This is a genomic window from Fuerstiella marisgermanici, assembly GCF_001983935.1.
Classification (GTDB): Bacteria; Planctomycetota; Planctomycetia; order Planctomycetales; family Planctomycetaceae; genus Fuerstiella; species Fuerstiella marisgermanici.
Window position 1 is genome coordinate 4,591,787 of the sequence record NZ_CP017641.1, and the last position, 19,281, is coordinate 4,611,067.

General features: G+C 55.9%; 13 protein-coding genes. 6 read left to right on the forward strand and 7 right to left on the reverse strand.

Annotation, left to right across the window (positions count from 1 at the left end; translation table 11 throughout):
- Positions 1–447: 447 nt before the first annotated feature.
- The 4 genes from Fuma_RS17090 (at position 448) to Fuma_RS17105 (ending at position 6,590) form a co-directional block, all read left to right on the forward strand.
- Positions 448–3,630, forward strand: coding sequence for a sigma 54-interacting transcriptional regulator (locus Fuma_RS17090; protein WP_083732117.1), 3,183 nt, complete (start codon positions 448–450; stop codon positions 3,628–3,630).
- Positions 3,631–3,819: 189 nt separating this feature from the next.
- Complete coding sequence (locus Fuma_RS17095; RefSeq protein ID WP_077025195.1) at positions 3,820–4,683, forward strand: formyltetrahydrofolate deformylase; 864 nt, start codon at positions 3,820–3,822, stop codon at positions 4,681–4,683.
- A gap of 143 nt (positions 4,684–4,826) precedes the next feature.
- A complete protein-coding gene (locus Fuma_RS17100) occupies positions 4,827–5,276 on the forward strand; it encodes a VOC family protein (RefSeq protein WP_077025196.1) in 450 nt (149 codons plus the stop codon).
- 192 nt (positions 5,277–5,468) lie between these two features.
- The gene (locus tag Fuma_RS17105; RefSeq protein ID WP_077022466.1) at positions 5,469–6,590 is read left to right on the forward strand and encodes an ISAs1 family transposase; all 1,122 of its coding nucleotides are present in this window, start codon (positions 5,469–5,471) and stop codon (positions 6,588–6,590) included.
- 269 nt (positions 6,591–6,859) lie between these two features.
- Here the strand turns inward: Fuma_RS17105 and Fuma_RS17110 are convergent, their stop codons facing one another.
- From Fuma_RS17110 to Fuma_RS17120, 3 genes are all read right to left on the reverse strand, one after another.
- Entirely contained in the window at positions 6,860–9,181 is a 2,322-nt protein-coding gene (locus tag Fuma_RS17110) for a S41 family peptidase (protein WP_158521042.1), read from the reverse strand.
- A gap of 107 nt (positions 9,182–9,288) precedes the next feature.
- Positions 9,289–9,546: a carbon storage regulator CsrA gene (csrA, locus tag Fuma_RS17115; protein ID WP_077025198.1), complete on the reverse strand. Its 258-nt coding sequence runs from the start codon at positions 9,544–9,546 to the stop codon at positions 9,289–9,291.
- A 410-nt stretch (positions 9,547–9,956) separates the two neighbouring features.
- The gene (locus Fuma_RS17120) at positions 9,957–10,511 is read right to left on the reverse strand and encodes an ankyrin repeat domain-containing protein (protein ID WP_077025199.1); all 555 of its coding nucleotides are present in this window, start codon (positions 10,509–10,511) and stop codon (positions 9,957–9,959) included.
- Positions 10,512–10,663: 152 nt separating this feature from the next.
- Between Fuma_RS17120 and Fuma_RS17125 the strand changes: the two genes are divergently transcribed.
- Positions 10,664–11,338 carry a phosphoribosylanthranilate isomerase gene (locus tag Fuma_RS17125; RefSeq protein ID WP_077028365.1) on the forward strand — a complete coding sequence of 225 codons (675 nt, stop codon included), beginning with the start codon at positions 10,664–10,666 and terminating at the stop codon, positions 11,336–11,338.
- Between the two features lie 40 nt (positions 11,339–11,378).
- Complete coding sequence (locus Fuma_RS17130) at positions 11,379–12,140, forward strand: 23S rRNA (guanosine(2251)-2'-O)-methyltransferase RlmB (protein WP_077025200.1); 762 nt, start codon at positions 11,379–11,381, stop codon at positions 12,138–12,140.
- 58 nt (positions 12,141–12,198) lie between these two features.
- Here Fuma_RS17130 and Fuma_RS17135 read toward each other — a convergent pair whose 3' ends face one another.
- The 4 genes from Fuma_RS17135 to Fuma_RS17150 form a co-directional block, all read right to left on the reverse strand.
- Positions 12,199–13,488 carry a DUF1552 domain-containing protein gene (locus Fuma_RS17135; protein ID WP_077025201.1) on the reverse strand — a complete coding sequence of 430 codons (1,290 nt, stop codon included), beginning with the start codon at positions 13,486–13,488 and terminating at the stop codon, positions 12,199–12,201.
- Positions 13,489–13,492: 4 nt separating this feature from the next.
- Positions 13,493–15,874, reverse strand: a complete 2,382-nt coding sequence (locus Fuma_RS17140; protein WP_077025202.1) for a DUF1592 domain-containing protein — start codon at positions 15,872–15,874, stop codon at positions 13,493–13,495.
- 236 nt (positions 15,875–16,110) lie between these two features.
- On the reverse strand, positions 16,111–16,752 hold the full coding sequence (purN, locus tag Fuma_RS17145) for a phosphoribosylglycinamide formyltransferase (RefSeq protein ID WP_077025203.1): 642 nt from the start codon (positions 16,750–16,752) through the stop codon (positions 16,111–16,113).
- Between the two features lie 214 nt (positions 16,753–16,966).
- Positions 16,967–19,231, reverse strand: coding sequence for a hypothetical protein (locus tag Fuma_RS17150; protein ID WP_077025204.1), 2,265 nt, complete (start codon positions 19,229–19,231; stop codon positions 16,967–16,969).
- Positions 19,232–19,281 lie beyond the last annotated feature (50 nt).

The window sequence follows — 19,281 nt, forward strand, 5'->3', positions numbered from 1 at the left end:
CTCTCACGATGGACCGCCGCGCCCTCCCATTGGCCCCTATCCCTTCCATGAATCGGCTCGTCCGCCCCCTGAGTTACAGCGGCCCGACGTCTGTCCGTCCGCGCATAAAAACAGCCCTTGGAAGTTGAGCGTGGGGGACTGAACCGGAAGATTTTTTGGGGAATCCAAAAGGTGGCTGGGTGACTACCTCGTCGGAAATTTCCAGTTCAACACGCCTCAACTTAACCAAAGGGCTGGCTGGGTACCGGATAGTCATGCACGTTGCGTGCCATTCGATGCAAGTCACTGAACTTCGTGAAAACACCCGTGTTTTCGCACGCGCCGACGCTTCGACACTTTCGTCGAAAGCGCCGAAAGCGCCGACAAAGGCGCTGGATTCGTTGAAAATGAGAATGATCGCCCGTACACTTCGACACTTCAGTTCGGCGCTCAGGTGTCAGGTTTAGCATGCTACAGGAAAACACAGGCAAGTCGGGACGACTAGGGGTGGCGTTCAGCGCCAGCGCTTCAGTTTTCTATTGCCTGATTGTGATTTGGTATGTCACCACGTTTCCGGACATCGGTTTGCGTTCACTGCTACCCACGCAACCGAACGAACAGGAACTGCTGATCACGCAATTCGTTCACGACGAGGGCGACATCCTTGGACCGCCTGTGCAACGACAAGACAAGTTGCTCCAAATTGCTCGGCGGCCGGCCAACAACTTCCTACTGTACGTCCACAACCTGGCTCGCCTGCGATCTGCTCAGATCCCACCTGGCGGGGTGTTGAATCCTGGTTCCGATCCTTCCGAATTGAAACCTGAGCTCGTACCGGAACTGGTCGACATTTCGGCCGGTGTCGAAGACAAAGAGGGTTCGCTTCGGCGCATGGTGGAGTTAGTGATCCGCCAGCCCAACTCTTCAGTGCCTACCCTCCGGCAGCGAACTTACGTGGCCGTAAAATCGCCGCAGGCCAGTGAATTCCTAATGACAATCGTCTGGTTTTTGTGCCAGCTCGGAATCCTGTTAGTGGCCATCACCGCCTTGTGGCAGCGCCCCGGCGATAAGGTCGTTCGAACATTCTGCCTGATGTGCTGCGCTTCGATGGTGGCGTTTGTGGGCGGATTTCACTGGTGGATTCTGGTGGCCAGCCCACTACTGAACCTGCCATTCATTTTTTGTGCGTGCCTGCTGCCGTCTGTGACGCTGCACTTTTTCTGCAGCTTTCCTCGCGAAAACATATTCCTGAAGACTCGCCGATGGCTGGCGATGGCCGTCATTTATGGTCCGCCGATGGTGGCGGCCGGCTTGATTGGATTCACCTATTGGGCCGCGTTCGCACTTAGCGGCGCTTCTGCTGACGTGGGACAGTATTCGGTCTTCCAGAAGCTGGCCGCGATTTCGTCCGGCCTGGCCAGTGGAGGGACTCTGCACTTCAATGACGCCGAAGTTTGTGCACACTTGCTGTATGTCTTGAGGTACCTGGTATACGGCACGATCGTGTTGAGTTGCGTTTACTTCTCACTGACCGTGTTTTGCCTGTCACTGAATTTGATGCGGACTCAGAACCCGGTTGAGCGGCGTCAGACGTTTGGCATTCTGATTGCTTCGTTGATCGCCACGGTTCCGATTGCGTACACGATGTACCTTGCGTTCTACCAGAAGGAATCCTTCGCCCTTGGACATGCGCAGTTCCCGATGTTTGTGGCGAGTGGCCTGTTTATGGTCGCGTACGCTCACGGCATGCTAAAACATCGACTGATCTTGGCCGACGAACTGCTCATGCGGGGGCGCGAATACTTCGTGACTTCCAGCCTCGTGACGTTGGCCACCGCTATTGTGCTCGCGATTGGAGCCGTGGCGACTCGCGTGTACGCGCTGCCTGGCAATTCTTCAATCCCGCTGCACCTGTCGCTGTTTGTCGTTTTGATTATCGCCATCGCCTTCATTTTGTGGGCGCGAGATCGGATTCAGGCGGTGGTCGATCAGCGGTTCTTTTCTGAAAAGTACCAGATCGACAGAACGCTGAAACAGCTGAATCGTGCATCCGGGTACCTGACCGATCCGTCGGCCTTGGCCGAAATCACACTGGGCACGTGCCGCGACGTGATGGACGCATCGACGGCTTCGATGTTGGTCCGCGAAGCGAAGGGCAATCTCCGGTTGATCGGTTCTGACCTGGCTTCCAAGGTGCCAGCCTCACTGCCGCCTTCAATTCTTCCACAGCTCGACCAGCCGGAATTGATTATCCGTCGCATTCCTGCGTCGAGTCGTGATCTGCTGTCCCCCGTCCAACAGTTGCTACACGATCTGAAAGCCGAACTCATCTGCCTGTTACGAGGCGAAACCGGTGTGGACGGTATGATCGTGCTGGGCAAACGCACAAATGGAGCGCCGTATTCTCCGGAAGACCTGGCGTTTCTGCAGGCGATTGGCCAGATGACCGTGCTTGCTTTGCACAGTTCGCGAGCCAACCAAAACCTGTCTCGACTAAACGATGAGTTGAAGGTCAAAGTGGATCGCATCGCCGAACAGCAGCGGCAGTTGTCGTTGCTGCGAGCCGAATTGACATCGCTGCAGCATGGAGCCGGCGAAGAACGGCTGTTTGCGGAAGCCGGCGGTTTCGATCGTGGTGAGATTCGAGGCAACAGCCAACAGATCGAAGCCGTCCTTGAGATGGCTCGCAAAGCCGCCGCCAGCACATCGACGGTACTGATTCGCGGCGAAAGCGGCACTGGCAAAGAACTGCTGGCTCGCGTTGTCCATCGAAACAGCGATCGTAAAGACAAACCGCTGATCACGGTGAACTGCGCCGCGCTGGCGCCGTCGCTGCTGGAAAGCGAATTGTTCGGCCATATACGTGGCGCGTACACAGGCGCGAATTCTGACAAAGAGGGTCGCTTCAAAGCGGCGGACGGCGGGACTCTGTTTCTGGATGAAATCGGTGATATCTCACTGGAAGTCCAGGTCAAGCTGCTGCGAGTCTTGCAGGAACGCTGCTTTGAACCGGTCGGGTCGAATGGTCCCGTGAACGTCGACGTCCGAATGATTGCGGCTACGAATCGCAACCTTGAGGCCATGATCGAAACGGGGGAATTCCGTGAAGATTTGTACTACCGGCTGGACGTCATCAGCATGACGTTGCCGCCGTTGCGAGATCGCCGGGAAGATCTGATTGAGCTGGTCTTTTCATTCCTAAATCGGTCTGTGCAGAAGACGGGGAAGACAATTCGTCAGATTGAGCCGGAAGCACTGGCGGCCATTGAGCAGCACCGGTGGCCAGGCAATATTCGTGAGCTGGAAAACATGATTGAACGAGCGGTCGTATTGGCCGACGGTGACACGATCATGCTAAAGGACCTTCCCGCTCAGATGACACCGTCCACCAACCTGGCACTGATTGAAGACGCTCGCGCGACACCGCAGTCGTGGTCACCGGATTCCGCCGTCAGCGAAGCGGCCGGGACAGTAACGACGAATACGGTGCTATCCGGCCAAACGTCAGACACCAATCAGGACTCGGAACGCGTTCGACTCGTGACCGCTCTCCAGTCGGCCAACGGCAACAAAGCGCGGGCCGCTCGGTCATTGAACATGCCTCGCAGCACCTTCTACAGCAAACTCAAGAAGTTCGGCCTGGCAGACTGACGCCTCACCAACTTTACGCGGCCATTCCGTGCCACAAGCCTCGAGTTACTGCTGCTCGATATCGAACTCCGGGAGACTTTGGGGCTGAAGTGGCGATGAAAGCTACTGATGTGTTGCCGCGCAAACGCGGGGCAGTTTGCTAAACTCCCGCCATATTGAAACGTTACCAGACTGGCGGAGTCTTCGAAAATGCAGGTGACCATCACGGCTGTTGGCCCGGACAACAAAGGACTGGCCGATCCGATTGTGCATTACGTGTCCGGAGCGGGAGCAAACATCTACGAAATTCAGATGTATGACCGCGACACCGAACATCTGTTCGCGATGCTGATGAGAATCGAGTGGCCTGATGAAATGGGATCCGTCGCGAAGCTGCGCGATCACCTTCAGCAGATTGGAAACACTCGCAACCTGGAAGTCCGCGTCTGGGCGCGCGACGAACATCAGCGGCTGCCGCGAGTGGCCATTTGTACGACGTACCGGACCGAACCGCCGCTGGCTGTTTTGCGAGCCATCAGGGACGGGCGATTGAAGGCTGAGGCCGCTGTAATGATCGGCAATCGCAATGCCTGTCACAGTGTGGCCGAGCAGTTCGAGGTGCCCTGGCTGAACATCGCGGACAGCAAAGGGGTTCCCGACTATTCGAAGATGGAATCACTGATCGACGAACATGAAATCGACTACGTGATATTGGCTCGGTACATGCGAGTCCTTCCGGCAGATATTTGCTGGAAGTTTGCGGGCGGACGAATCATCAATCTGCATCACGGACTGCTGCCGCCGTTCCCTGGCTTTCGGCCGTACGAAGACGCCTTTCAACACCACATGCTTTGCTACGGATCGACAGTTCACTTCATTGTGCCGGAGCTGGACGCGGGCAACCAGATTATTCATCAGGGATCGTTTAACGTGCCGCCCGGGACGCCGCTGGAAGACATCAAACGGCAGGGCGAATCGGACCATGAGCCCAACTGCCTTGTGGAAGGCCTGCGCCGAGTCATCGATCGCGAAGTGGAACTCCATTTTCATCGGATCGTGAAGACAAATCATTGATCGCGATGACTGCGAAAGGTGTTGCGTTTCCCTATCCAGCACTCAAGCCGACCGTCAAGTCAACGACTTGAATTGCCGATCACGCCCGATAGCATGCAGCGCACATGGCACACTCTTATCAGCCGCAAAAGGTGCATTCTCCAATGCTGACTCCCTTTCACATTGCGTTTCAGGTACGTGATATCGACGAGGCTCGCGAGTTCTACGGACGCAAGATGGGCCTGCCGGAAGGCCGCAGCGACTCAGCGTGGATTGACTTCAATATGTTCGGCCATCAGGTGGTTGCTCACCTGAATCCAACGCTTGGCCCGAACGGCAAAGTCGCAAACCATTGCAACCCGGTAGACGCCCATGCCGTTCCGGTGCCGCATTTCGGCGTGGTACTTGAGATCGATCAATGGAAAGAACTCGCCAAACGAGTTCGCACGTTTGTGAACGACTTCATCGTCGAACCCTACGTACGCTTCGAAGGTCTGCCAGGCGAACAACATACAATGTTCTTCGAAGACCCAAGCGGTAACGCACTGGAGTTCAAGGCGTTTGCCAACATCAATGCCGAGTTGTTTGCGACGACTCGGGAAGCGGACGCATAAGCAGCGAACTCTGCGATCTAGTCGAGGTTGCTGCATATCGCAGGCGCTGTATAGGTGCCGTCATTGATGCGAGACAGTAGGCGGATTGCGCGACATTGGATAAGATGGTATAGATGGCAACCTTCAGTGTCAGTGTGATGTTTCACGCTGCTATGTGTGCTGAAATGTTTGAGCCGCGAAAGGATTCCTGCCATGCCTTTGTCCACCAGTTTTGTCGATCATTTCTCTGATGTTACGGATCCAAGGCGCGGTGAGCCGGTCTATCCGCTTCAAAATATTCTGTTCATTGCAGTCTGTGCTGTGATCAGTGGCGCGGATGATTTTGTCGCGATTGCGAAGTTTGGCAGAACGAAACGAGATTGGTTTGCGAAGTATCTCGATCTGTCCGCAGGGATTCCGTCGCACGATCGTTTCAACGCCATCCTCGCTCTGATTCGTCCTGCAGAATTTGAAAAGTGCTTACTGAATTGGATCACTTCTCTGCAGAAAATCAGTGACGGACAAATCATCGCGATCGATGGTAAGACACTCCGTCGCAGCTATGACAAAGCCAGTGGCAAGTCGGCCATCCACATGGTCAGTGCATGGGCCACAGCCAATCATATCAGTCTCGGGCAAGTCGTCGTCGATGCGAAGAGTAATGAGATTACGGCGATTCCCAAACTGCTGGAATTGATCGAGGTTTCCGGTGCTTTAGTGACGATTGACGCCATGGGTTGCCAAACGGAAATCGCGTCGAAGATTGTCGACGCAGAGGCGGACTATTGTCTTGCCGCGAAAGGCAATCAGCCCACGCTACACGCAGGTCTTGTCGCGTTCTTCGCCGACCATTTGGAAGATGACTTTGCACGCTGTCCGGTGCGACGATTTGAAACGAAAGAAAACACCGGCGGCCGCGAAGATTTGCGACAGTATCTGATCTGTCGTGCGCCGGAGGATCTTCCGGACGCACATCGCTGGAAGAACCTGAAGGCGATCGGGATCGCGATCAACAACACTCTCCGCGACGGCAAAATGTGCATCGGCATCCGCTATTACATTTTAAGCCGTTATGTCTCCGGCCGTCGTTTCGCCGAAGCTGTGCGGAGCCATTGGGGTGTCGAGAACAATTTGCATTGGCAACTGGACGTCACTTTCCAGGAAGATCAATCGAGGATCCGCAAAGGCCACGCAGATATGAACTTCAGCATCCTTCGCCGCACGGCGTTGAGTCTTCTGAAAAACGAATCCACAGCCAAGGTGGGGATCAAAAACAAAAGACTCAATGCTGCCTGGGATGAGACATACCTCGCGAAAGTCCTGTTCGGCAAATGACTTAACGTGCAATCCCCCTGTGCGAGACAGTAAGCGCGATTCGTCGACGTGCTGATTGATGTCCGTCTTTCGGAAAGCAATTCCCTGCCGGGCCTGAAACGCAAAACCGGTTGATTCCCTTTGGAAATCAACCGGCTATGAGTTCTCAGATTGTCGGACAGGTTTTATCGGTTTCACGTGGGGTGCTCCTCTTGAGTACCGTTGTTGAGTGAAGGTTGGCCGCTGAATCATCGTGATTCAGACTGAAGTGGCCGGTAGGGTAAAGTTGTCTAGCGAAGCACAATTTGCGGCAGTCCACCGTCATAGTTGTCCTTTCGGAAGCTGTTGCGTTGAAGAGGTTGATTGGCTGTTGGTTTGCAGCGAGCAGCCGCCTGAGCCAGGTCTTTCAACTGCTGACTCTGAGCAATCCGAATCGCATCGTTCAGAACTCGGTCTCCGTTAGCAGGGCCATCCGCATCAGCGATGCGAACATCAGGAGTCACTCCCTGCCCTGACATTGGCCGACCAGAAGGGCTGTAGAATCGAGCCGTAGTCAGTCGAAGGTTGCCGTTGATGGAATTCAATGGAAAGTGAGTCTGAACAGTACCTTTGCCGTAGCTTTTTTCGCCAACAACAATTCCTCGTTTGTTGTCCTGCACAGCCGCTGCGAAGATTTCGCTGGCACTCGCACTGTCACCGTCGATCAGGACAACCAGTGGTGTGTTCCATGTTCGGCTGTAGCTGGCCGTTTCCAGCATGTTGTCAGAAGACAAACGTCCTTTGGTAGAAACAATTGTTCCGCATGGCTGAAACCGATTGGTGATGTCCACGCAAACATTCAGCAGGCCACCAGGGTTGCCTCGCAGGTCAACGATTAGTGACTTCATTCCCTGACTGTGCATCTGCTGCAATGCCCGGTCCAGTTCTTCTGTCGACTTCTGACCAAACTGGCTAAGGCTGATGTAAGCCACTTTGTCAGTTCCCGGCTGCATCCTCACATCGTTAACTGTGTAGACGCGAACCTTGCGACGGACCAAATTGACATCACTGCCTCGTGAACCGTTTCGCACAATTCGAAGTCGGATACGGCTGCCCTGGCCACCTTTCATCAGGTCGACACTGCTGGCCATTGGAGCACCATCAATGCTGCGACCGTCGATCGCCGTGATGATATCGCCAGACTGCAGACCGGCTTCCGCCGCCGGGCCGCCTCGCAGAGCTTTCATGATCAGCAAGCCATTGTCGTGCAGTTTGACTTCCACGCCGATACCAACAATTTCGCTTTCCAGCATCGCACTGCGAACTTTTTCAGCTCGCTCCAGATCAAGAGACGCACCACGACCGGGATCGTTGGGTTCCAGAGCCGAAAATTTGTCGAGCGTATCGATGGTGGCATTCGCAAATTCGAAGGCAACCACGTTGGCAGTCAGGCCAGGAACATTCTGAGCTTCCTGCATGACCGTCTGCATGACTCTTTGAGCATCGTTGTAGTTGGCCACTCGCATAGAATCTGCGATTCGTGACAGTGTTGTGCGGAAGCCGTCGATACGGAAGGAATCCGCCTGCACACCTAGTGACTGTTTGAACGTCGGGTTTTCCAATGCGATGCCAAGGTTACGGATGCCACGACGAACTCGCAGGTCGTAGTTACTCGGTTCCAGGTGTCGCTGGTCCGTCTGCTGAGAGACTTCGCGGAACAAAGCCAGTGACTGAGTGGGTGTCATCGCCTGAACGGCTCGAACGTTAACGGGGTTGCCGTAGCGAACCGAGATCTCTTTATAGATGGCTTCAGTTTCGCCAGCGTCACGGCGAGGCAGCGGTGGAGTGAATGGGTCCAGTCCGGGCTGAGTCTGATCGTTTCGCGGTGGCAACGAGTTATTATAGTCGTAGTCAGTCGAACCGTAGTTGTCTGAAGGAACTTCAAATCGATTCTGATCCAGCGGACGGTAGTCGTTGCTGTAGTTGGAATAGTCAATACGATCCAGAGGAATTCGACGGCGAGACTGATAGCCGGAATCGGCCTGGTAATCGCGTTGCATTGGAGCGTAGCGGAAGTGCCGATTAGTGCGACTTCCTTCCCGTTCCGTTGAAGATGGCAGTCGAAACGGATCAGTCAATCGCCCCCGGATGTCGTTGTCATTGCGGTAGTCACTGCTGCCGTAGTCACGCGTGTCGTATTCTCGTCGGCCATAGTCCAGATCGCGCCCACGATCGGGATAATCGTACGTCACCGGACGACGGAAGCTGTCGTCCACCGCACTGTCCAGTGGAGCTCGGTAATCGTAACCGTTCTGAAGGCGGCTCATTTCGTGCAGGTATTGCCCACGAAGATCCTGACCAACTCTGGAAAGAGGCGGCTGGCTGTCGTACGAAGACGGCTGATAACGATCGAAGGCGGGAAAGTCTGTGGAGTAGCCGTAGTCAGTATTGTTGTAGCCATTTGACGCAGAGTAGTCGGTGGATGGCGTTCGGTAGTTCGTCGGCTGCACTCCGTTCAGACTGCATCCGCCTGTCGGGCAGTTACGAGGGTTGCTGTTATATTGAGCGGAGGCCACGGGTGCGGTCAGCACCAGAGCGAGCATTGTGATTATGGTTTGTGAACGGGTCATCATGTCCATCTCTCCTTCTTGAGTTTATTGAAGCCGGCTCTCTGAGTCGGCGATATTGGATTGGGTTCGAGGGCTTGCGGCGACTGGTCCGGCGGCATCGAAACGGCGTTCTACGCCACGTGTGGATACTGGTCAGACAGGACCTGAGTACCCTTAAAATGGTCGGCCAGCTTCGAAACAGATGGTTCGGGCAGGGCAGGTGTGAGTGCCGCAGCAACCTTTTCCAGCAACTCACCCCGCATCACTCGAATGTGTTCCGGAGCGTCAATTCCGATCTTCACAGTACCGCGTGATGTCTTGATCACTTTGATAACAATGTCATCGCCGATTTGGATCGTTTCTTCAGCTTTGCGTGTTAGTACGAGCATTTCTAAGTACCTCCTGAAAAAGTTGTTCGTCCAGAAATCCAATTCTGTTGGTATTGAACAGAATCATTTGTTGTCACTGTGATCTACATAATGCCAATGGTGTGCCAAAAGTGATTCAAACGCGCCACGCAAATGCGATTCAACCGCAACAACAACTGTGAAAACAACTTACGTCGAATGGCAGGCTTTGCCGGTCAACGAAACCTCTACAATTTCGGGGTTTGGGTAACGAATCAATTGCAAATCACTCCGTCAGCGAGGTGTCTCCCATTGTCGTTTTGACAATTTCGCGACTCAAAGCGATCAGATGGAGGCGTTTGCAGCGGCACCGCATGCCCTAACGGCGGCGAGCAGCTCTCACAGCGCGCTACGAGGCGATTTTGGAGTAAAGCATGCCGATCAACGTCGGTCTACGAGCCAGAGACCTCTGACACCTGACCGCCGTGTTTTCTAAGGACTGCCGCGACACGATCGTTTTCGTTTTCGATCGCTTCGTCCAACGGCGTTCGTTTACGATTTGTTGGCTTGTTGACGTCGGCGCCATGAGCGATCAGGATCTCAGCCGTTTGTGCGTACGCTTCAGCTCGTTCTTTCCCCTGAGTGGCCCCGCCCATCGCAACCGCATGCAAGGCGGACGTGCCGACGATGGCATCCTGGTTGACATCCGCTCCGTGCTTCAGCAGTAGTTCGACCGCATCGACACTCGCAGCATCTGCTCCCCAGGAGAGCGGAGTTAGCCACCAGTCACTTGCGCTATCGTTAGCGTCGGCTCCCAGTTGAATCAGTCGCTCGCAGACTTCGGCCGCATTTCGATGTGCCGCCCAATGGAGCGGTGACGCTCCATGTAGCTGACCACCTTTCTGCGAATGCGCCTTTGCGAGTTCGGGGGCCCCTTCCAGCATGCACAACGCCTCTTTATTGCTTTTGTCGCGGATCAAAGTGATCAGTTGGTCAACATTCTGCATTTTGTCGCTCCGCTTTCAGATGTTCGGACTGAGGCGTTGGAATTCTGCCGCATTGCAGTGCACAATCCCACTCATGATGAGGTTCGGAGCCATATGTCGTTACCTGCGATGCGGCACACACCGCAGCTTCGAATCACAATGGGATGGTCGACATGTGGACAAAGATCTGTGGTGTCACAACTCTCGACGACGCAACTTCGGTTGTGGCGGCCGGGGCCGACGCAATCGGACTGAATTGCTACGCGCAATCGAAACGCTATGTGCCCGTCAGCACCGCCATCCAGATTCGTAACTCTGTTGGCGACGACGTCGACATCGTGCTGGTATTCGTGAATTCGACCGCCGGGGAAGTTGCTGAGATCGTCGCGGACGTCAATCCCACAGCCGTTCAGTTTCACGGTGACGAGACCGTGGAAACTCTGACGGAATTTCATCGCCTCGCCCCCGCAACAAAAATTATCCGCGCGTTCCGGATTGGTGAAGAAGGGACCGCGGAGATGTCGGATGCCATCGCAGCGTTGCAAGCCGCCGATGTACCGTTGGCAGCGATTCTTGTGGACGCACTCGTGGCTGGCGAATACGGCGGGACCGGGCATCGCGTAGCGACAAAATTGTTAAACGATCGACCTTCCACATGGCCGCCGATGATCCTGGCAGGCGGCCTGACACCAGACGTTGTCGGTGCCGCTGCCAAAGAAGTGATGCCTTGGGGCGTTGACACGGCCAGCGGTGTGGAAATGCGTCCCGGCGTCAAGAACGCTGAGAAAGTGGCGAGCTTTGTGGCGGCCGTGCGAGCGATCGGCGGTCCCGACCGCGTACGATTGTGAGACGTGCCCAAACCTTTTCACGTTTCAGAGTCATTCGTTCATGTTGGAACTTCGTAACCCTCACAGCGTCTTAGCGACTTTTCAGCGCCGGCCGAAAGCCGTCCGGTCCGTGCGTTTAAACGCAAAGCAATCTGGAACCGCATGGGACGAAGTCGCGGCCGTCGCAGCCGAACGAGGCGTCGCGGTCAGCTACGGAGCGGCGGCTCCCAGCGGTCGTGGGGGCAAGGACCGAAACCGCGGTCGAGGTGCACGAGAAACAGAACGCGTCGGCGCGGGCTCAGCAATGATTGAACCGCCGTCGCCCATTCCGCTGGGCAACCTGCTGAAAGCGAAGCCGCCGAAAGAAGAAGGCTTCGGCATCTGGCTGGGGCTCGATCACGTTCAGGATCCACAAAACCTGGGAGCCATCTTTCGTCTCGCCGGATTCTTCGGTGTACGCGGCATCGTGATGACGAAGGACAAAAGCGCACCTGTCAACGGCACGGTATGCGACGTCGCAACCGGTGGAGTCGAGCACGTGCCGTTTGCGGTGGTGTCGAACCTGGCTCAGTCGATTCAGCAGGCTCAGAAGTCAGAGGTCTGGGTCATTGGCACGTCTGAACACGCTTCCGACAGCCTTCGCAACGTGGCCCGCGACCGCCACTGGATGCTGATTATGGGCAACGAAGGCGATGGCATTCGCCGGTTGACTCGCGATTCCTGCGACACGCTCGCGTCACTGCCCGCATTGGGACCGGTCCCGTCACTAAACGTTGCCGCCGCCACGGCCGCGTGTCTGGCCGTGATGTCGGGCGGCGCCTGAACAGCGACTGCTATCCGCGAAACGTTGACCGTTTGCAGCGTGCGAAGCTGACGAAGCGCTATGCCGTTTCCAGCCCGGTTACGGTTCCCGTGCTGCTGGCGAACTGGTCAGTTTCCAGACCAACCTGCTGCAGCAGATTCACAAACAGGTTTGGCAGCGGGTAATTATTTTTCTTATCGAACGCCAGGTGCTGGCCGTGTTTGAAATGCCCGCCTGCCAGCAGCACTGGCATGTTGCGGTTGTCATGATTGGAGGCATTTCCGAGGTTGCTCGTCAGCAGCACGCAGGTGTTGTCCAAGACGCTGGAGCCCTGTTCGCCGTTGACCGTAAGATCGCGAAGGAACTGGCCCCATGACGCCACAATCTCGGCTTCGACCAATGCCAACTGTTCCAGTTTTTCTTCGGCCTTGCCGTGATGACTCAGCGAATGGTAGCCCTCATCGACGCCGGCGAGTGGCACAACACCGCCTGAGCCGCCCAGATGATAAGTAATGAATCGCGTGGAATCGGTTTCCAACGCGAGCCGAATCATGTCACTCATCAAACGCTGTCGGCCGACGAAGTCGTTGCCGTTGCCAATGTCGACAGGCTTCGGCACGTCGACCTTCGGCTTGGGCCGTCGCGCCCACGCTTCTGATGCGGCCATCCGTTGCTCCAGATCGCGAACGCTGGTGAAGTAGGCGTCCAAACGATCTTTGTCGCCGTGTCCCAGTTGCTTTGACAGCCGCTTTGCGTCTTCACCCACCAGGTCCATGATGCTGCGGCCCTCACGGACTCGTTCCGCCTGACGAATCTGTTCCTTCGGCGAATCGTCTACGAACAGCTGAGTAAACAGACGCGACGGCGAACTCTGAGCGGGAATCATCGATCCGTTTTCAGTGTAGCAGGGGCTGTTGCTGCCGCTGCTGCTTAGTACCAGCGATGAAAATCGAGTGGCATCGCCCAGATGCTTGGCCATGTACTGGTCCAGCGAAATGGAATTCTTCGCCTTGCCTGAACTGCCCACCGGATTCGCCGTCAGGATGCTGGCTTCGGCTCGATGACCGCCCGTCACGTCCGGATGCGACGAACCGGAAATTACAGTGAACCGATCCCGCAGATCCTGTAACGGCTTCAGGTACAGACTCGGTTCGTAATCGCGGCCTGCGGTCGTGGGATTCAGGTTGTCACCGACAAGGCCAAGCCCCAATGTCATCGCGACAAAGCGGCGTGGCGCGGTGGATTCTTCCGTCCCCGCAAACGCAGATCGCATTGCTGTCAGCCACGGCAACGCCATCGAAATGCCCGCGCCGCGCAGTAGCGTGCGGCGGTGAAGCTGGCGCTGAAATCCAAAGTAGACGTTCTTCATGATGCTATTTCGTTTTGAAAAGTGAACTGGTGACAGTCGCTGCGACGATCGATCTGAGGCCGTAGTCTGCTTCTTCGCTCTGCGTCACAATTTGGTTGATGACTTCCTGATCGGCAAAACTGCAGGTGGCTCCGGTGCCGTACGCGACAAGCTGCCGCGCGAAATTCGCGGCGAGAGCCGATTTGTTGTCCAAAACCAGTTTTTGGAATTGCGGCAGCGTATCGAAGTGACGTCCGTCCGGCATATCGAATTCCACATCAATCTTCGGCCCTTTCGACCGGCGTCCTTTGGCAACAGCCGGATAAAAGTTTCGCCAGCGGCCGGACGGGTCAAAGTTTTCCAAAGCGAACCCGGGCGGATCGATCTTCACGTGACACGACGCACAGTCGGGCGACGACTTATGCTTCGCAAGCTGTTCTCGAATTGTTTTGGCCCCGCGAATGTCGGGTTCGATGGCCGATACATTTTTCGGTGGCGGCGGGATATCGACACCCAGTAGGCGTTCAGACACCCACACGCCGCGAATGACGGGCGACGTTGTCGTGCCATTGGCCGTCACTTTCATGATGGCTCCCTGAGTCACAAGGCCGCCGCGTTTGTGGTCCGGCTTCAGTGAAACCTGTCGCAATTCGTCGCCCTCAACGCCCTTGATGTCGTAATAGCGAGCCAGGCGGCTGTTCAGAAAGGTAAAATCTGAATCGATCAGGTTTCCGACGCTCAGGTCTTGATCCAGCATCGTCTGCAAAAATGTGTGAGTTTCATCCAGCATCGATTGCTGCACGATCACGTCGAACCCCGGGTACAGCTTGCGGTCGGGTTCGGTAAAATCGATCTCGCTAAGATCCAGCCACTGATGGGCAAAGTCTTTCACAAAGTCTTGCCCGCGAGAATGCTGTAACAGCCGTTCGATTTGCCGATTCAGTTCGGCCGGTTGATGCAGTTTGCCAGCAGTGGCCAGCGACATCAGTTCGTCATCCGGCGTAGTGCCCCACAACAAATAGCTAAGCCGCGCCGCCAGTGCGAAGTCGTCCAGTTGGCCAGGTTCTTCATAGAAGTGCAGAAAGCGGGGCGAACACAGGATTGCTCGATAAGTTCCTCGCAGCGATTCCATTAACGAATCGCCGTCGGCCAGGCTTTGCTTCGCCATCGCGATGTACGGAGCCACGACGTCGTCGGCAACAGGCCGACGGAAGGCTCGCGCCGCGAACTGCTTGATCAATGCGGCGGCGTCTTGTTGAGGTGAATCAGAAACGACAGTGCCTGCCGTCCTTTTCGCGCCGGGCTGAACCTTCAGATCACCAAACAACCACTGACGAATCTGTTGATCGTCGGGCCCTTTGTGAATGCGTTCGAGTTCGACTTCGTGAGTGGCCAGGCCGCATAGATTTTGAGACGTGCCTTCGCCGACACCCACCTGACCGCCCTGAAAGCGGCCCATTTTCAGAGTCGCGTCGCCGGGACGGACTTCGAACATGTCGCCTTCCGACAGCCACGCTTCAAACGTCCATTCCTGCGGCTCACGGGTCGCTTCGAAGGCTCCCGCCCACGCCAGCATCGGAGCACTGGATACGCACTTGCCGGTTCGAACGGTACACCAGACGCCATGGTCTTCAGGCACGTTTAGCGCCGACGCTTTGATCTTCAATCGATACCAGCCATCCTGTCGCGCCGTCGTTACCGGCAGTCGGCCGTAGAAAATCAGGCGAGACGACCAGACGACCGCTTTACCGTCCAGCATTTCCGGTTCCCGACAACGACGTTGCTTGAGACGGCGAGCTACCTGCTCGGCGGACAAACGCTTCGACCATTCGTCAGGTTCTGAAAGAGCACGGCGAAACGCTTCGTCCAGCGCCACATCAACGACCTTCAGATGGTCTTCGAGTTGGAAATGTGAAATCGACTGGCCGGCCGCCACAGTTGTGTAGCCATAGGTTCGTAATTCTTCCGGCATGCGACTGGCCAGAGGAATATCAATGCCCAGCAAGTCCTGCAGAGTGCGTTCGAGTTGCAGGTTGGTCAGCCGACGTCCCCGCACGCGGCCAAATTTTTCGTGCTGTTGGCGCTGGTGGGCAATCAGCGGTGCAGACGTCTTTTTCACGAATCGTGAACGCGATTCTGCGGTGGGTTGGTCGTAGTCACGAGGTGGCATTTCGCCCGACTGCACGCGTTCCACAATGTGAACCCACTTATCAAACGCGGCCTCATCACTGGACGCCGTCGGCAGGTCGGTCAGGTCGAGTCCGGCTTCTGCATCCTGCCCCTGATGGCAATCCATGCAGTTCGCGGCCAGAAAGTCTTTGGCGGCGGCATCAACGGAAAATTCACCGGCGGCCAGTTGAACCAACGGCAGGCAGCAGAACAGCAGAATGGTAGCGCAGGTTCTCATGGGGCGAGTGATTTCAGCAGTAGGATTCCGTCGAACGCCCGGGAAGGATGGGCAACTGGAGGGCGACGGGGTTAAGGCATTATATCCCACTGATTGGCTGGAAAAACCAAAAACAGAGGACAACCACACCGCGTCTCAGGAATCGAAACGTGACTTCTGACTGGGGCGTTTCCAACAACTTCGCCTGACAATTTGCTTGCCAAATCGTCATTCACTGTCGGCGTTGACGTCGCCCGTCACGAGTAAATCGTGCGTCGCTCGTCGATTTTCAACCGCCCGGAAGCAACTCGCCGAATGGCTTCCGGATAGGCGATCTTTTCCTGTTCGAACACAAGCCGACCCACCTCGTCGGCAGAAACAGCTTCAGGCAGGTCGATCGATCGCTGCAGAATGACTGGCCCGTGATCGTATTCATTATCTGCAAAATGAACCGTGCAGCCGCTGACTTTTACACCGCGGGCAACCACCGCTTTATGCACACGGTCGCCAAACATGCCCTTTCCGCAGAATGCGGGGATCAGCGACGGGTGAATGTTCAAAACGCGCCCAAGAAACTCGTCCGGGATTCTCAGCAGGCTCAAATAACCCGCCATTGTTACCAAATCGACTTCGGCAGCCTTCAAACGCTCAAACACGGCATCGCTGAAATCCGCCAACGATGCAAAGTCACGCCGCACGATCGGAACGCACTCCAGCCCGGCATCGCGGGCTCGCTGCACGCCTCGACAATCGGCCTGGCTGGCAATCACGAGCGGGACTTCCGCATTGAGTGACCCGTCGCGGATGCAATCCAGAAAGTTCAGCAGCGTCGAGCCGCCCCCGCTGATTAAAACTCCCAGTCGCACGGGACGATCGTTGATGGCGGGAAAATTGTGCAAGTTCCGTCTGTCTGTTATTGAATGCGTGTCAAGCTGCCATGACGTTGCGCTGTGAACTCACCGGAGTCTACGCCAGATTGTGTCCGTCTTAGATTGAGGTTTGCCACCGGCTCTGCCAGTTCCCAACTGGGACGAATACACGGGCAGAGCCAATGGCACACACACATCTCAAGATCTGCTGACACAGCACCACGCTGATTGGCTGCGGCGAAATCTACAATTCCGGCCCGTATTCCGACCGAGGCAAAGAGTACCCGGACAGCGTCGGCTTTTCAAATTCGGGCACCACTTCGTTCACTCGCTTTCGCAATCGGATGCGATCGCGTTCTTCGCGCTGGTGTCGGCCCCACAATATCATCAGTGTCAGAATGAATGCGAAACAGATCGCGAACATCATCCCGCGACTGGTTCCGCGGCCGTCCAGCTCAGTGGCTTTCGCTGCCAAAGGCGACTTCGCCGACATGTGCCCTTCCTTCACCAGTGCCTGAACCTGATCGACCGTCGGCGTCCAGTCGATGCCGCCAGCAATAATCAAAGGTGCGATCCGGGCGGTGTCCTGAGACCCATAAACGTAACGCTTAAAGAAGCAGCCCGTCACAGAAACTCGATCAACAATGTCGGCTCCTGTCGGAAAATCGGGGGGCAACTGCGATGTCACAACGACGGTCGGGTTATGCTGCGAATCGTCCGTAAACAGCCACAATTCATGCAGCATTCGGCCACCAAACAGAACATCGTCGCCCGGGTAGCTGACAACATGCCGCACGTGCCCGTGCAACGTGACCGGATAGCCTTGGTACACTTCCGGGTATTGGAACATGTCCACAAACGTCTGAAATTCGTCGGGCTTCCTCTGCATCTTTCGGTACAAGGCCACGCGACTGTTCAGCCGCCGCAATAGCCCGGCCTTTTTTCGACCAAGTTCGGATTCTGTGATCTTTCCGTCTTTAAAAGCCTGAGTTGCCGTCGCCACATCCTGGCTGGTGCGTTTTTGAATGTGCTGCATCAGATGATTGATTCGCTGCCGTAGAACTTCGGCAGCGATTTGTTTTTGAACCGACTTGCTGGTCAATTCCAGTTGGCGCAGCGTTTCGTAATAGATCCACGTCTCCTCCTTCTGCAGACGGCTTTTTTCGACCGTGTTCTGCCTGACCAGCTGGGCGTGTGGCTGAGGACTAAGTTCACGCAGGCTTTCGCAATAAATCAGCGGTCGCTGATCCCACTTTTTCACCACCCAGCCTTTGACCAACACCGGGATAGAAGATTTTCCGGCGGGCCATTCTCGAATGCTTAACACGCCATCGTCCGGTGTCTGCAGGCCCTGAGTGTCGACAACAGCCAACTGCATGCCCCCAGCCAGTGTCGACAATGAACCTCGCATCAGGGAAATTTCTTTCGGCCCATCATCATCGTCCGGCCCTTCGCTGTCGGAATTCACAAATTCCTTATCGGCACCGAGGCGAATGATCGAACCGGCCGAATAGCGTCCATAGATCACGACCGGACGGCCCACGTAATGTTCCGGAAAGCGGCGAATGTCCGACAACAGATCGAACTTCGTCGATGCGGTGGGAATGTCTTCTTTACGTTCAAACGGGTTAGGCAATCCGTTCAATGCCTTCGGTACAGTGCTGAGCCGCAGGTGGCCGTTGTTCCACGCGAGTTCTCGAGCGTGAGCGTATTGGTAGAAGGCCTTTTCCCAAATTGCGATTCCCTGAAGTGAGTTCTCCATATCACTGGCCGTCCGTTTCAGCAAAGCGAGTCGCTGTATGCCAATCGCGTCCAGCAGATCCCGGTAAGCGGATTCTTCGGCCAGCGTCAGCAAAGGAGTCCCATGTTCGAAGGCTTTTGAACTGGGCTGATCGGAACCAGGAATCTTCGGAAACTTCAGGTCGGCCACAGACACCGATTGCTCAGCCCAATTGAAGCCGGTCGGATCGGCGATCGGTGCCGCCGGGAGCACGGGATCTGGTTCGAATTCGCGTTCTGCAGGCAGTGGAATGCGGCGGTTGTAATCGAGCGGCCCAAATCGATATTCGCTTTCGGTCGGTTCACGACGTCGTCCGTCAGACCGCACGCCGCCTTCGTTGCGGTTGAAGTTCCCTTCGTCAATGCGACCGCTGTTTTCTCGAGCCCTGTCGTCGCGAGTAGGCTCGTCGCGGAAACGTGGATCGAAATCAGACCGGCTGTCATTGGCCGCAGGACGTTCATCAACTGGCTGCGCCGGCCGGAGATAGATATTGTCGTCGCGCGTAGCGGGCGCCGTACCGGGGTTCGGTCGCACGTTTTTCATCAAGTCGTCGAACGCAGGAAAGTCAGACGCCTCAGAATTCTGCCCCGGCGCTGGCGTGATTTCGATGGCCACCAGAAACGCCACGCCAAGCACCGCTGCAAACCACGAGCGCAGCCGGATCGCACATCCGAACAATGGCGACGGACAGCCACGTTGTGTGTTGAGTTTGAGGTTTCGGGCGTGCATCAGAGCTGATCCTTCGTAACAAATTACTCCATCTACGGAGTTTAGGCGTT